This window comes from Virgibacillus kimchii, from assembly GCF_055379185.1.
Genome location: NZ_AP043951.1, coordinates 3,858,088 through 3,873,377, shown reverse-complemented (window position 1 = coordinate 3,873,377; position 15,290 = coordinate 3,858,088). Strand labels below are relative to the sequence as shown.

Genomic DNA, 15,290 nt, shown 5'->3' with positions numbered 1-15,290 from the left:
GAAAGCCTAAGTTGTACTTTTGGAGATAAAAAGATTAATTTTTTAATCTGCCAATATAGATGGCACGCGAAAATGTCCATCCTTCTGATCCGGGGCATTTTTCAGTGCGTCTTCTTTTGTAATCCATGATTCAGGTTCGTCCTTACGCAAAACATTTTTTAAGTCCGATGCATGTGTAATCGGCTCCACATCATCGGTATCCAATTCATTCAATAGATCAGCGGATTCAATGATTTCACTTAATTGATCTGTCAGCATATCCGCTTCCTCTTCGGAAATGGCCAAGCGGGCAAGTTCGGCAACATGCTTTACCTGGTCTTTTGTTATATTCGTCATCGATTACCCTCCAGTCAAACAATTATTTATATCGTTCCACTCTTTTTTGATTAATGAAGTATAACACTATTGATGATAGCAGAACATGCCTGTTGCAGGCAACTTTTGCCCTCTTCTTTTCCGCTCTTTTTTACGTGCACTCTTATAAAGTATTGTAAAATAAAAGATGTTTTAAACAAAAAAAATCCTGAAACAGGTTCCACGCTGTTTCAGGTCAATCTATCATTTGGTAAATAGGGTAAAAACATTACTGATGTACTTACTACTTTTAGAAATTAAAAAAAGTGGTTAGGTTGTTTTACTGATAGAATACTTGGCACCCTATCACTGAGTGCAGCATCATCTTGTGGCTGTGTTAAAAGAAAACCAGTTACCAGTAAAGCACCAATAGCAAATGCTGAAATCATTTTTTTCATTGTCTCCCCCCCTAATAGAATTAAATATTTGTAATTTGCTTGTATGCAAAATTAGCCAACTTATAATACTTCGTCGCATCTTTATACTTATGAAATTTTTCAAAATGGTCTGCTAATAATTCCGCATAAATTACTATATTACCGTAATCTTTTTGCTTCTTTAAATCAGGTAAACAGTCATTAATGATCAACTTTTGGAACTCTTTATATTCTTCTTTAAGAAGATGATCATATGCATGAATAATTATATGATAAATTTTGTATTGTTCATCTCCTTCAAATTCTTTCAATAACTTCAATCCGTAGTTAACAGAATCCCGGGCTTCTTTAAATTTCTCCATACGATAATATTCACTAATTAAAGATGCTATAGTATATAAATGATCAAGAGAATGAGCTTCTTCGTCGTTTAAAACCGCCTGGAAATGTTTAATTGCTTCCTGAGATTCTCTTTTTGTAAAGTATAAATGGCCCAGGTTTTGGTGTGTTAATAAAATTAATTGCTTATTTTTAGTCAATTTACCTAAATGTAATGCTAGATTATAGTTTTTAATTGCATTATCATACATCTTTATTCTTCTATAGGAAATCCCTAATAAATTGTGACATTGAGCACATCGGATAAAATTATATTCTTTCATAAAAACATCTAGCGCTTTTTTGGAGTATTCAATTGCTTCCATGGTTTTTCTTAATTTAGTATGCGTTACTCCCATCGTATAATGCAAATCAGCTATTTCTTCTTCACTCACATCACTTTGCCTTGCTCTTTCTTCAGCTTTTTTATATAGCCGCATACTTTCATTATATTCTCCATTTGCCAGTGTACTGTAATTCCCCTTAAATTTATACCAGTAAAATAAATGCAGGTTATCAAAGGTACCGGAGATATCATTAAGCTGTTTAATTTTTTCCTCTGCTTTATCGTAGTCGCCGATTATTAAAAAATACCTTACTTTATGTATTTCAAACATCAGTAAATTCTCGGTAAGATTTTCATCCATTAATTTCTGTATTTCTTCGTATTTATTAATAATCTCTTCTTTATCATTGGCCTCAAACAGCATCCCGTACCATTCTTTGCATTTTTCCTGGATAGTGGTGTTCAAGGAATTATCAATTTGTATGCCAAGCCGGGTACACAGTGCTTGAAGTATCTCAGGGCTGGCTTCTGTCTTCAGGTTCTCAATCTTGGATAAGTAAGATAAGGAAACAATTCCTCTGGCAAGATCACCCTGGGTCATGTTCTGTTTCGTTCGCTGCAATTTTATAAGAGACCCAACCTCTATCAATATACCCACCCTAACCTTTACTAGAATTATATGACTCTGTATATTGATATTATAACATACTTTCTGATAATTCATATTGGGAAATTCATAGGGTAAATATAGCGATAATCGCCTTAAAAACTTTCCGATTTTCCTATTTGAAGAAAATAAGCCTTTTTTAAGCTGATTTTGCTCAAAAAAAGGCTTATCGACAAAATATGACTAATTCCCCATTACTTAAAACATTTCGGAAGTTGTCTTTGGCTGCATGTGCTGGATTAGGTAATCAGGCCCACCAGCTTTGGAATCGGTACCTGACATGTTAAAACCGCCGAATGGCTGGTAACCGACAATTGCCGCTGTGCAGCCGCGGTTGAAATAAAGATTTCCTACATGGAAGTCTTCTCTAGCCTGCTCCAAATGCTTTCTGTTATTGGTTATGACTGCACCGGTTAAACCATATTCGGTATTGTTGGCAATTTTAATGGCCTCGTCGAAATTCTTGGCTTTTGTCAATCCAACGACTGGTCCGAAAATTTCTTCCTGCATAATGGTCGCTTCCGGATCCACTTCGCCAAAAACAGTTGGTTCAATAAACCAGCCTTTTTTATCATCTCCGTTGCCACCTGTAAGCAGTTTTCCTTCATTTTTTCCGATATCAATATAACCCATAATTTTATCGAAGCCTTTCTGATTAATAACCGGCCCCATAAAATGGGTGTTATCATACGGATCGCCGACAGACATTTCCTTTGTTAATTCAACGATGCGGCTGGCCACTTCATCATACACATCTTCATGGATCACTGCCCGGGAACAGGCAGAACATTTTTGGCCTGAAAAGCCAAATGCTGATTGTACAATGGACTGGGCTGCAAGCTCCAGGTCCGCATTGTTATCAACAATAATTGTATCTTTTCCGCCCATTTCAATGATGGTTCGCTTCAGCCACTTCTGGCCCTCCTGAATCTTGGCAGCACGCTCAAAAATCCGTGTTCCAATATCACGGGAGCCGGTAAAACTGACAAAGCGCGTGCGTGGGTGGTCCACTAAGTAATCGCCTACTTCGCTTCCCGGTCCGGGAATTAAATTGATGACCCCATCCGGAAGCCCGGCTTCCTCCAATACTTCCATCAACTTATACGCAATCACCGGTGTTGGGCTGGCCGGTTTCAGTAATACAGTGTTACCTGTGACCATGGCGGAAACCGCTGTTCCGCACATGATGGCAAAAAGAAAGTTCCAAGGGGAAATGACGACACCTACACCCAGCGGTATATAATGATACTGGTTAAATTCTATGGGGCGGCTTTCCACTGGTTTTCCATCCATTATTTCAAGCATTTGTCTTCCGTAATATTCCATAAAATCAATGGCTTCAGCCGTATCTGCATCTGCTTCCTTCCACGGTTTACCGCCTTCTTTAATCAAATGAGCGGTGAATTCATTTTTGCGCCGGCGGACAATGGCAGATGCACGGAAGAGAATATCAGCCCGGAATTTCGGATCGGACTTTCTCCATGTTTCAAAAGTCGTATCAGCTACTTTCATCGCTCTCTCTGCTAATTCTTTGTCCGCTTTGGACACATACCCGATGACTTCTTTCTTGTTCGCCGGGTTGACAGACAAAATTTTATCCTCTGTTGATACCCGCTCTCCGCCAATGATCAGCGGATAATCCTTTCCCAGGTCCTTTTCCACTTTTTTTAATGCTTCCAACATGGCTTTTTGGTTTTCTTCTTTGCTGAAGTCCGTGAACGGTTCATGTTTATAAGGGACTACCATTATTTAAAATACCTCCTGCATACATGGTCTATTTTTTATCCTCTCCCATCCCATTGATTTCAAACGTTTTTTCTTCATAAACAGGGACTCATCTGAAAATATAAAGCTAGACCAAATGAACCGTTCAACGATCAGCTAATTAATGAAAAATATGCACAGTAGGTGATTCAGCATTGGCAGGCCGATAAATCAAACTTTCAACCTTGTTACTTGAAGTCACCCTTATCTCCAATTCAAAATAATTGGCAAACATATCCTGCACCTGCCCATAAGCAAACTGTGTAAAACCGACGACTTCCGCTTTCCCGTAAAACTCAAGGGGTATTTCAATGCTTAGCCGCTGCAGCTCCTCATCTATATAGAAGCCTTCTCCAATAATCCCTACGTAATTAGGGAAAAATTGGGCAATTTCTTCTCCAAAGCTTGATATCACTTCATGGTCATCAAAGTAATTCTCTCTTCCTTCGTCTGAAGGGAACAGAATATACTCATCCGAAATCGAATCCCAATCCCCAATGGAGTTTACTCCACCATCAACGGTTGTTTTTGCAACGAAATTACCCGGTACCGGTGATGATTGTTCTGCTTCTCTGTAAATAGCCAGCATGACAGGCACATTTTCCAGGCCTTCTATCTCGCGGACCCTATTTAATATTTCCTGTGCAATCTCTTCTCCCTGCTCAAGCATCTCGCTTTCGGAAATATCCTCATAGTAATAGGTTCCCCCGGTTTCCAGCTGGTACCGGTATACTGATTTCATGGCGATGCCAATCGACATCCCGGCAAGCTCAACTGAATCACCATCTGTTCTCTGTAAAAAATTCTGCTCCAGTATATGGGAGAGGTATCTCGGGCTTTCCTCATGCCTTTCAATGGCATCATCCACGTCCATATCTTCCGTATCCTCGATGGCCGGGTTCAACCCCTGCTGGAGATTTTCCCTGATTTGATCTTCATTCACCGTCATCTCCTCTTCCTCAAGACGCGCTATTTCCCGTTCCACTTCCCTTTCCAGTTCTTCCTCCGTCAAGGATCTGCCAAGCCAGTCATATACCATACTGGATGTTAAATACTGTCCTTCCTGGAATAAATATTCCTCCGGCTCGAACACATCCTTGGAATGACGCATCAGGCCTTCCTCCAGTTCATCAATATCCAGACGATTAGCCACCTGATTGGTAATCACACCACGTGCTTCGCTTGGCCTATAGGGAATAATCATCCGATAATTTTCCTCATCAAGGCGGTGACTGGGTACAAGGGAAGTTTCCTGTTCGGATTCATTTTGTACCACTTCTTCCTCCGTATCTTGCTGTGGCAGGCAGCCCGTCAGTATTATAAAAAGGAAGGCTGTTAACCAAATTCCTGTTTTTTTCATGCATGACACCTCTATCCCTCTATGGCCTCTTTCAACTGTTGTTCATCCCAAATTTCCACGTTAAGTTTTTTCGCTTTATCCAGTTTGCTCCCGGCGTCCTCACCGGCAATAAGCAAATCCGTCTTTTTGCTTACACTACCTGTAACCGATCCACCTCTTGCTTCCACCAGCTCTTTTGCTTCATTTCTCGTGTAGTTCTCCATTTTACCAGTCAGTACTACTGTTTTTCCGGCAAAAGCGGAATCTTCTGCCGTGCTCGTTTGCTTTGGACCTTTATATATCATGTTTACACCGATCTGCTGGAGTTCACGTAATAATGCGGATACCTTCTCTTCAGAAAAATACTGAACAATGGCATCTGCCATTTTATCTCCAATTTCGTCAATGGCTACTAACTCTTCAAAGGTTGCCTGCTGCAGATTTTCCATTGTTTCAAATTCCATCGCTAGTGTTCTTGCTGCCTTCGATCCGACATAACGTATTCCTAAACCAAACAATAGCTTTTCAAGTGAATTTTCTTTGGAAGTTTTAATAGCCTGCAATAGATTGTTTGCTGACTTTTCTCCCATTCGTTCGAGTTCCAGTAACTCATCTTTTTTCAATCGGTACAGATCTGCTATCGTTTGAATGAGTCCTTCCCGAAAAAGCTGTGTAATTACTTTTTCGCCGAGACCGTCAATATTCATGGCATCTCTGGAAACAAAGTGAATCAGCCCTTCCTTTAATTGAGCGGGGCAATTTGGATTAATGCATCTTAATGCCACTTCTTCTTCCAGCCGGACAAGTTCATTCCCACATTCCGGGCAGTTATCAGGCATATGGAATTCTTCTTCATCCCCTGTTCTTTTTTCTTCGACTACCCGTACCACTTTTGGAATAATATCCCCTGCTTTTTTGATCACGAGGGTATCACCGATTCGTATATCCTGTTCGCGGATTAAATCTTCATTATGCAGAGTCGCCCGCTGGACCGTTGTGCCTGCAACTTTTACCGGTTCCAGGATAGCTGTTGGAGTAACAACTCCGGTTCTTCCTACATTGAGTTCAATCGCCGTAAGCTTCGTAATTGCCTCTTCCGCCGGAAATTTATACGCTATTGCCCAGCGGGGACTTTTTGCGGTGAAGCCCAATTCCTCCTGTTGGTTCAAGTTATCAACTTTAATAACAATCCCATCAATTTCATAGCTTAAATTCGGGCGTTCCTCTGTCCAATATTCCACAAACTCCATGACTTCCTCGACTGTTTTACATGTTTTCCATTCGGGATTTGTTTTGAATCCCAGTTCCTTCAGTTTGTTCAGCCTTTCGCTGTGAGTTTCCAGTGCTTCTCCCTGCCACTCTCCGACACCGTATAAAAATATATCCAGGTTACGGCTTGCTGCTATTTTCGGATCCAGCTGTCTCAATGATCCTGCTGCAGCATTTCTTGGGTTGGCAAACGGTTCTTCGCCCTTTTCCTTTTTTATTTCATTTAGAGCGAGGAAGGATTGATGCGGCATGTAAGCTTCTCCTCGGACTTCAATTCTGCCTGTTTCCTCTATAGTAAGAGGAATACTGCGAACCGTTTTTAAATTACTTGTAATATCTTCGCCGATCGTCCCGTCACCCCGGGTCGCCCCCCTCACCAATCGGCCATCTTCATAGGTCAGGGAGACAGCCAGCCCGTCTATTTTTAATTCACAGACAAAGCTGATCGCTTCACTCGTTCCCTGTCCCGCACGCCGTACAAAATCTCGCAGATCCTGTTCATTAAATGCATTTGCCAGGCTCATCATCGGCACATCATGCTGCACCTTTTGAAAACCTTCCAGTGGTTCGCCGCCCACCCGCTGTGTAGGTGAATCTTCTGTGATGAATTCCGGAAAATCCGCTTCCAGTTTGATCAGTTCCTGCATTTTCTGGTCGTATTCCGCATCAGGGACAGTTGGTTGGTCGAGCACATAATACTCATATCCATATTGATTCAATAAATTTCTTAGTTCGCTTATTTTAACCTCGGCTTGTTGTTTATCCAAAACCGGAAACCTCCCTAATCTTCTTTCGTGATCGGAGCAAGCTGTGCCAGCACCCGTTTAATGCCGGTCGGTGCAGGAAAGGCAATATCCAGCTCCATCGCTTCTCCTTCACCCTGCACTTTCACAACTGTTCCAGTTCCCCATTTTTTATGTTTAGCCTTATCTCCCGGTGCCCATGTTTCATCACTTGCGCTGGCAGCGGCTTTCATTCGTCCGGCTTTCCGTTTCGGCCTGTCCGGTTTTGCTTCAGGCACACCGAAACCCGCGCCGAACATAGAGGCATTCGCCTCCTCCATTCCATCCACCAATTCATCCGGTATTTCATTGATGAACCGGCTCACGGGGTTCATGTTGGTTCTTCCGTATAGGGTGCGCATTTTTGCATGAGTTAAATAAAGCTCCTGTTCCGCCCGGGTAATTCCTACGTAAGCCAGCCTGCGTTCTTCTTCCATCTCTTTTTCATCAAACATGGATCGGCTGTGCGGGAAAATATTTTCTTCCATTCCGATTAAGAAAACAACCGGAAATTCCAATCCCTTTGCTGCATGGAGTGTCATTAAAGTAATCTTTTCTGCCTCTGTTTCTTCTTCCATCCGGTCTATATCCGCAATTAATGCAAGATCAGTGAGAAAGGCTACCAATGTCTTGTCTTCTTCCGCTGCAGCTTCAAAATCCTGGGTCACCGTCATGAACTCTTCCAGGTTTTCCAGGCGGCTTTGTGATTCCAGGGTCTGTTCATTTTTCAGCATTTCTTCGTAGCCTGTGCGTGTCAACACTGCTTCCACCATATCTGTCGCCGTTAAAAATTCCTGCTGTTTGGACAGGGTTTCAATGAGTTCACTGAAGTCCGCCAAAGCCTGTGCTGCTTTTTTGGGTACACCGGTAAAATCAATTTCCTGAACAGCTTCATGGAGCGATAAGTCATTTGCTGCAGCATACTGTTGCAGGCGTTCGATGGAAGTTTTTCCAATACCCCGTTTCGGTACGTTCACTACACGCTCAAAGCTTAAATCATCATCCGGATTTGTAATCAAACGCAAATAGCTCAGCATATCTTTTATTTCTTTTCGCTCATAGAATTTCAGCCCGCCGACCATTTGATAAGGAACATTTGCTTTTACCAGGGTATCCTCAATGGCCCGGGACTGGGCGTTTGTCCGGTACAGAATGGCCACTTCACTCGGAGAAAATCCTTTTTCCGTTGTCAGCTCCTGAATTTTTTCTACGACAAATAGTGCCTCTTCCTGTTCTGTTGCCCCTTGAATGTAATGAAGTTTTTTTCCATCCGGGTTTTCCGTCCACAATTTTTTTGGTTTTCTTCCTTTATTATTTTCAATGACATAGTTCGCTGCATCAAGAATTGACTTGGTGGAACGGTAATTTTGCTCCAGGAAAATGGTGCGGGAAGCAGGATAATCCTTCTCAAAGGAAAGGATGTTTGTAATATCCGCACCGCGCCAACGATAAATGGACTGATCGGAATCACCGACGACACAAAGGTTCTGATAACGGCTTGCCAACTGTTTTACTAATATATATTGTGCATGGTTTGTATCCTGATACTCATCCACGTGAATATATTGAAATCTTCGCTGATAATATTCCAATACTTCCGGGACACGCTTAAATAAATGTATCGTCTGCATGATTAAATCGTCAAAATCAAGCGACTGGTTTTTACGCAGTATTTTTTGGTAGGCTTCATAAATTTGTCCCACCTGCCGTTCATAAAAATTCCCCACCTTTTGGTTGTATTCCTCGAATGTGATCAGTTCATTCTTTGCTGCACTGATTTGCCCAAGCATCGCACGGGGGTCAAATTGTTTCTTGTCTATATTTAAATTTTTTAAGACTTGCTTAATCACGGACAGCTGATCACTGCTGTCCAATATCGTGAAGTTCCGGCTGTAGCCAATTCGCTCAATATCCCTGCGCAAAATCCGGACACACATGGAGTGAAATGTGGAAACCCACATATATTCACTTTCCAGTCCAATCAGTTTCCGGACACGGTCCTTCATTTCCCTTGCTGCTTTATTCGTAAAGGTAATGGCAAGTACATTTCTGGCACTCACATCTTTCTCACCAAGCAAATAAGCAATCCGGTGGGTGAGCACCCTTGTTTTTCCACTGCCTGCACCTGCCATAATAAGCAGCGGCCCTTCGGTATGCTTCACCGCTTCCTGCTGCTGTTTATTCAACCCATTCAACAAGTCATTTACTGTTTGACTCATAGCTACACCGCCTTTTATCCGTTATCCTTGACGGCCTTTACCGTCTTGAGTGCTTTTTTAATATCCGTATATATAATATTTCCAACTACGATGATGTCAGCATGTTCTTTCATTTCCCGCGCCTGAAAAACGTTTTCAATACCGCCGCCATAAATCAGTTTTGTATCATTTAATTGGTGTTTCACCTTTTCCACCAGCCGAGGATCGCCGTACTTCCCGCTGTATTCCATATAAAAAACCGGCAGATGAAATACGTTTTCCGCCATATAAGCGTAGGCCAGAACATCTCCTTCGTCCGGCAGAAAGCTGTTTGTATGCTGAAAGGCTTTTGCCTCCTCATTTAAAATACAATAACCTTCAAACAGAATTTCACTGTATTCCATCATATCCACGTATTGTTTGATGGCCTGGTGCTGAATATCCATCATCCACTTTTTTTCTTTGGAGTTCAGCACCATCGGTATGTAATAATAATCAAATCCGGGCGTGATCGCCTCCATGTTGGATATTTCCAAGATGCAAGGCACCGTATAACGGCGGATCCGGGATAATAAGTCCAGCACCCCGTCCAATGTGACATTATCCGTGCCTCCAACAATAACAGCATCTGTTCCTGATTCACAAATCAACTCCAAATCCTCATCCGAGATTTCCTTTGCCGGATCGAGTTTAAACAAGTGTGACCATTTATTTAAAGTATTAACCAAAATGCTTATCCTCCTACTTATAGTACGTTCGTATATTATACCAAAAATCAGGGCCGGAATTTAGAGATATGGGTAAGATTTTTTGAGGGTTGTTTCTTGAAAAGTTTCATTCTGTTTAATCAGCATTCGACATACACGCTGCATTCACGCATTCGGCAATTCCGATCCGCTGCATGAGTCAATGAACGAGGTGGATTTCTCTTCATTCGGTCACTCATCGGCTGCATGTAGCAACGAACGAGGACGATTTCTCTTCATTCGGTCACTCATCAGCCCATATAAAGTCTAGTCTTAAAATGAAAGGCAGAAGATTTACTGCGATGAAGCTTTAAAGCGGGGAAAAAGACCGCAGCACAGGGGGGCAGCGGTCCTTTGCCTTTCCATTTATTTTTCATCCAAAATACGGTCAAGCACCATTTGATAGCCATCACTTCCGTAGTTAATGCATCTTCTCACTCTGGAAATAGTCGCTGTCGATGCGTTTGTTTCCTGTTCAATCGCACTGTATGTCTGGCCTTCCGTCAGCATTTTCGCCACTTGCAGGCGCTGGGAAATGGACTGGATTTCAGACATAGTGGCGATATCGTCAAAAAATCGATAGCATTCTTCACGATCCTTTAGTGAAAGAATCGCATCAAATAATTGATCCAATTGTTTTCCGCGTAATTTATCAATTTGCAAGCCAAACCCTCCTGCTTCCTTTATAAAAAAGTTTTTGCCAGGTCCTACTCTGTCACTGTTACCGAATGTTCAAGGCCCGGGCTGGTTGGAACCACATTCACCCAGGTTTTTCCCGGAACTAATCCAAGTACTTCCCCGCCTTGAACCGGAACAATTCTGCCCTCTCTATTTTCCCATTGCAATTGTAAAACCTGTCCTTTTTGCAATAAATAGGCATCTCCACCGGAATCCAGATCAATAGAACGGCGCCCTTGTGCATCAATCGTTTCATGGTAGGTTTCAATGACAAATACATTGTCCAGTTTAATTTCTTCTCCTGTATCCATTTCCACTGTTTTTTCCCGGTCACTGTACCGGATATATTTTTCAGAATTGGGATCATACTCATATTCAACGATATTCATTGGGTTATCAGAATACACGACTTCCACATGCTTTGCAGCTTCACCGGATATATCTGCAGTTTGATCCTCTGCTAAAAAAGGAAGGGCTTCCTGGTTGATCACTGTTTCATAGCCTTTTCCCTCTGCTCTATCATAAGCTGTATCGAGAAGGGCATAGGAATTATGCGGTGCCTCCCGAAAACTTTCCCGTTTAAATAACGTACCATCATTATCATAGACAGCACCATCCAAATGATCTATGCCCCTGTTTCTAATCATCTCATTCACAAAGTCTGCTGCACCATGATAAACGTACAGAGCATCATAATTATTTGCCAATGTAAAATAATACTCCCGGGCACTCCGAACAGGACCTACTACTTCCGGTATCTCGCTTTGGTAAAGGGCCAGCAGACGGGTGATCCTTGCTTCTGCCAAAATTTCAAAGACGATATCCGCCTTGGACAGGCCTGTTTGCGGCCGTGCCTCTTTATGATTATTCACCATAACACCAATGGTCCTTTGGTCAGCACCATCATTTGTTCCCAGTCCCGTTAATGGATACACTTCGTCAAATTGTTCTTCTTTTTCTGTTTTGTCCTGTAAACTGCTGTCTTTTCCTTCATTGTCCTGTGCTTCGCCACTTTCACCGGAGCAGCCGGCAAAAATCAATATGACTGCAGCAATCAGTAAAAAAACAATCTTTCTCATTTCCCCAACACCTTTTTAGTCAGTTTCTATTTAATATACTATATTCATTATACGCTAATTCATGGTGGCTGGGAATAGCACTTCATTTTTCATGACGTCTACAATCCCCTGTTGGGTTATTCTTACATAAGGCAAGTGTGTAGATGACAAAAAGAAAATAGAGTAAACAGGATCATCAAATGGGTAACCAAAATCCTGCAAATATGTTTTCAACTCTTTTTCTCTTTCTATTAATTCCTCCATTTTCCCTTGATACATGAACCCGGATAAGGTCAACGGAATCTCCAGCAGAACTTCTCCTTCATTGACCAATACAATTCCACCGCCGATTTCTTTCAACCTGTCAGCTGCTTTTATGATATCCGGCTTGCTTTTACCGATGAAAACCAAATCTCCCGTCGTCGAATAGGAGCTGGCCAACGCACCCAGTTCTTTCGTGAAACCTCGAATGGTCGTATTCACCCTCCAGGTACCGGCTTTATCCATGAGGACAAGAAACGCCTCATTATTCTGTTTTGAAATGCTGTCCGGTGTAATGTCCACGTCCACAGCATACGGTTTCATAATTACCTGATTCATCATTTCCAGACCAAGAGGCACAGAGAACTGCAGTTCATTTTCCGTTAAATCGAAATTCAGTTCCAATGGCTCTATATCATAGGCTTTCCAGTCAATGAGAGGTTTTCTGTTTATTACTTTTCCCCTTTTGACAACCCACTCTCCCTTGGCCAGTACACTTTCCGGTGTCGGATCTTCTTTTTCCCTTAAAATATTTATATGTGCAATTTTACCGGGTGCAATACTGCCGAGCTGTTCGTCCAAATGAAAATGCTTTGCGGCATTATAGCTTCCCATTCGGTAGGCATCTTCCACAGGAATCCCACTTTTAATTGCTATATCGATACAAATATTTATCAAACCATTTTCATAGAACGTAGAGGTGGACCCATCGGTTGTCATGGACAGATTATCAAAAGTAGTTAAGCCTTCAGCAATGATTTCTTCTACTAGTTCAGGTAAGTCCGGGCGGATGGAAGAATATCTTAAAGTAGTATGGTAGCCCATTTGCAGCCTGCTGATTACTTCTTTGCCTGTCATTGCCTCGTGATCCCCACTTACTCCAAAAAGTTTCATTTTCGTCAATGTTTTTTCTGAAGCACCCGGAAAATGTCCTTCCACCGGTTTTCCCCGCTGCTTTGTTTCCTGTATCCAGTATAACAGACGGTCGTCTCCGGAAAGAAGACTTGGCCATGAGGTCAGTTCTCCTCCCTGAACTACGGCAGGATGGGATATCCAGTTTATTAATTCATTTGTATTAAACAATTCTTCCTCCTGCCCATCCTGCAACACTGTCTGAGCGTCATACCTTGCCCACCAGTACATCGATACAGGGTGACTGCTGAACTCCTCTAGTAGGGAAAACGCTTTCTTTCTGTCCAATAAAAAAAGCCATAAAAGGTTATCATTAATCAGTCCTGTGGTACCTGTTTTTGCAGCATGATCAGCCAGTACCTCAGGATTATAAAGTTGTGACGGGTGGGCGTGCGGCTCAATATACCCGGGAACCAGGTACTTTCCTTCACAATCAATGACTTCCACTCCATCCATCTGCTTCGGCAATTTATCTCCCACGTAAATGATGCGGTCGTGCAAAATCCATATATTTGCTTGAATCCATTGTTTCATAAACACATTTAAATAAATTCCATTTTGCAGCACCATGGTTGGTGCTTCTTTTCCATCGATGACACGTACATGTTGTCTAAGCTCGCGATTTCTCCAATAATAGCCTTTGTCTAACATACTGCAACTCTCCAAATAAATATTTTAATCTAGTTTAACATACTATTCGCTTTAGTACTGTAAAGTTTTGGTTAACGAAAGTGAATTTTTTGTGACATATTACCTATTGTAATATAAAGGAATGATGGAATGTACCTTTAAAGTTTAATTTTGAAGAAGAAATTTGTATTTTTCCGGAAGAGTTTTTGTGCGCTGCCGGCATGTGCTTCACACCTATCTGACGTGCGAGCAGATAGGTTTACCTGGGTATTTAAAAAAACCTTAACAACATTCGTCATTAAGGGTTTTTTTAGTTATTCCTTCACACCTATATCTTTTCTAAAAAAAAATTCATTCCTATTTTGATAGGGTTTCAGCGTTTCATAAACCATTCCGGCTGCTTTATTTCGATCTGATGCTTTCGCCCCAACAAGCAGTACACGTCCGCCTGTCGAGACAGGTCCTTCTTCGGATTGCTTTGTTCCTGCATGCACGACATAGGCAGAGTCTGCTGGAGCCAAATCCGGAATGGCAATACCTTTTTTATATTTTCCCGGATAGCCCTTGGAAGCAACCACTACGCCTACAGCAGCCTGATCTTCCCACTCAAGCTCGGGATTTTTTCCGTCCAGCACATCCAACATGACCTGTTCCAAGTTATTTTTCATTAAAGGCAGAACCACCTGGGTTTCCGGGTCGCCAAAGCGAGTGTTGAACTCTATTACCTTAGGGCCATCTTCCGTCATGATTAAGCCGGCGTAGAGTATGCCTGTAAAAGGGCGGCCTTCCAGTATCATCCCCTCAACTGTCTTTTGAAGGATATGGTCTATAGCAAAATTCAAATGTGCTTCCGTAATATCTTCTACCGGTGCATATGCCCCCATACCGCCTGTATTCGGACCTTCATCATCATCATATGCCCGTTTATGGTCTCTGGCGGTTACCATCGGGTAGACATTATTTTCATGGACAAAGGCCATCAGGGAAAATTCCTTCCCATCCAAAAATTCTTCGATGACAACTTTGGCACCTGCTTCCGCGAAAGCCTTGGAGACAAGCATGTCTTCCACTGCCTGATGCGCCTGTTCCTTTGTTTCAGCGACAACGACGCCTTTTCCGGCTGCCAGTCCGTCCGCCTTCACAACAATCGGTGCGCCCATTTCTTCAATATAGTCTTTTGCCTCATCGATGGAAGTAAATGCTTCATAGCCGGCAGTCGGGATATCATACTTTTTCATAAATTCCTTGGCAAAGCTTTTGCTTCCTTCCAGCAGGGCCGCTTCCTTAGTTGGTGCAAAAATCCTCAGCCCTTCCTCATGAAAACGGTTGGCCACGCCTTCATTTAACGGGGCCTCCGGGCCGATGATCGTCAAATCAATTTCCTTCTCTTTGGCAAACGCTACTAAACCATCTATATCCATTTCATCTATCGTCACACAAACAGCATCTTTGGCCATTCCGCCATTTCCTGGTGCGGCATAGATTTCCGTTACATTGGCACTTTCAGCCAGCTTCATGACCATACTATGTTCCCGTCCGCCACTGCCTGCCACTAATATTTTCATGGGGCTCACTCCTCTATGCCTCGATT

General features: G+C 42.3%; 12 protein-coding genes. All 12 read right to left on the bottom strand.

The annotated features are described in order from the left end of the window. Positions 1 to 42: 42 nt before the first annotated feature. The 12 genes from gatC to purD all read right to left on the bottom strand — a co-directional run bounded on the left by gatC (position 43) and on the right by purD (position 15,264). Entirely contained in the window at positions 43 to 336 is a 294-nt protein-coding gene (gatC, locus tag ACZ42C_RS18855) for an Asp-tRNA(Asn)/Glu-tRNA(Gln) amidotransferase subunit GatC (protein WP_461183178.1), read from the bottom strand. A 275-nt stretch (positions 337 to 611) separates the two neighbouring features. Continuing rightward, positions 612 to 752, bottom strand: a complete 141-nt coding sequence (locus tag ACZ42C_RS18850) for a hypothetical protein (RefSeq protein ID WP_461183179.1) — start codon at positions 750 to 752, stop codon at positions 612 to 614. Between the two features lie 20 nt (positions 753 to 772). After that, positions 773 to 2,053: a helix-turn-helix domain-containing protein gene (locus ACZ42C_RS18845; RefSeq protein ID WP_464891303.1), complete on the bottom strand. Its 1,281-nt coding sequence runs from the start codon at positions 2,051 to 2,053 to the stop codon at positions 773 to 775. A 207-nt stretch (positions 2,054 to 2,260) separates the two neighbouring features. Beyond that, a complete protein-coding gene (gene pruA, locus ACZ42C_RS18840; protein ID WP_461183181.1) occupies positions 2,261 to 3,808 on the bottom strand; it encodes an L-glutamate gamma-semialdehyde dehydrogenase in 1,548 nt (515 codons plus the stop codon). Positions 3,809 to 3,947: 139 nt separating this feature from the next. Then, positions 3,948 to 5,186, bottom strand: a complete 1,239-nt coding sequence (locus ACZ42C_RS18835; protein WP_461183182.1) for a CamS family sex pheromone protein — start codon at positions 5,184 to 5,186, stop codon at positions 3,948 to 3,950. A gap of 11 nt (positions 5,187 to 5,197) precedes the next feature. Then, positions 5,198 to 7,201: an NAD-dependent DNA ligase LigA gene (gene ligA, locus ACZ42C_RS18830; RefSeq protein WP_461183183.1), complete on the bottom strand. Its 2,004-nt coding sequence runs from the start codon at positions 7,199 to 7,201 to the stop codon at positions 5,198 to 5,200. Positions 7,202 to 7,215: 14 nt separating this feature from the next. Beyond that, positions 7,216 to 9,435, bottom strand: a complete 2,220-nt coding sequence (pcrA, locus tag ACZ42C_RS18825) for a DNA helicase PcrA (protein ID WP_461183184.1) — start codon at positions 9,433 to 9,435, stop codon at positions 7,216 to 7,218. Between the two features lie 14 nt (positions 9,436 to 9,449). Then, positions 9,450 to 10,142: a heptaprenylglyceryl phosphate synthase gene (gene pcrB, locus ACZ42C_RS18820; RefSeq protein WP_461183185.1), complete on the bottom strand. Its 693-nt coding sequence runs from the start codon at positions 10,140 to 10,142 to the stop codon at positions 9,450 to 9,452. Positions 10,143 to 10,526: 384 nt separating this feature from the next. Beyond that, a complete protein-coding gene (locus ACZ42C_RS18815) occupies positions 10,527 to 10,823 on the bottom strand; it encodes a YerC/YecD family TrpR-related protein (RefSeq protein WP_461183186.1) in 297 nt (98 codons plus the stop codon). A 44-nt stretch (positions 10,824 to 10,867) separates the two neighbouring features. Next, positions 10,868 to 11,917, bottom strand: coding sequence for a DUF3048 domain-containing protein (locus tag ACZ42C_RS18810; protein ID WP_461183187.1), 1,050 nt, complete (start codon positions 11,915 to 11,917; stop codon positions 10,868 to 10,870). 54 nt (positions 11,918 to 11,971) lie between these two features. Continuing rightward, entirely contained in the window at positions 11,972 to 13,720 is a 1,749-nt protein-coding gene (locus tag ACZ42C_RS18805; protein ID WP_461183188.1) for an adenine deaminase C-terminal domain-containing protein, read from the bottom strand. 293 nt (positions 13,721 to 14,013) lie between these two features. Next, positions 14,014 to 15,264: a phosphoribosylamine--glycine ligase gene (gene purD, locus ACZ42C_RS18800; RefSeq protein WP_461183189.1), complete on the bottom strand. Its 1,251-nt coding sequence runs from the start codon at positions 15,262 to 15,264 to the stop codon at positions 14,014 to 14,016. Positions 15,265 to 15,290: the final 26 nt, after the last annotated feature.

Coding starts and splice junctions, on each gene's coding strand:
- gatC (WP_461183178.1), bottom strand. CDS start 336: ATGACGAATATAACAAAAGACCAGGTAAAGCATGTTGCCGAACTTGCC.
- ACZ42C_RS18850 (WP_461183179.1), bottom strand. CDS start 752: ATGAAAAAAATGATTTCAGCATTTGCTATTGGTGCTTTACTGGTAACT.
- pruA (WP_461183181.1), bottom strand. CDS start 3,808: ATGGTAGTCCCTTATAAACATGAACCGTTCACGGACTTCAGCAAAGAA.
- ACZ42C_RS18835 (WP_461183182.1), bottom strand. CDS start 5,186: ATGAAAAAAACAGGAATTTGGTTAACAGCCTTCCTTTTTATAATACTG.
- pcrA (WP_461183184.1), bottom strand. CDS start 9,435: ATGAGTCAAACAGTAAATGACTTGTTGAATGGGTTGAATAAACAGCAG.
- ACZ42C_RS18810 (WP_461183187.1), bottom strand. CDS start 11,917: ATGAGAAAGATTGTTTTTTTACTGATTGCTGCAGTCATATTGATTTTT.
- ACZ42C_RS18805 (WP_461183188.1), bottom strand. CDS start 13,720: ATGTTAGACAAAGGCTATTATTGGAGAAATCGCGAGCTTAGACAACAT.
- purD (WP_461183189.1), bottom strand. CDS start 15,264: ATGAAAATATTAGTGGCAGGCAGTGGCGGACGGGAACATAGTATGGTC.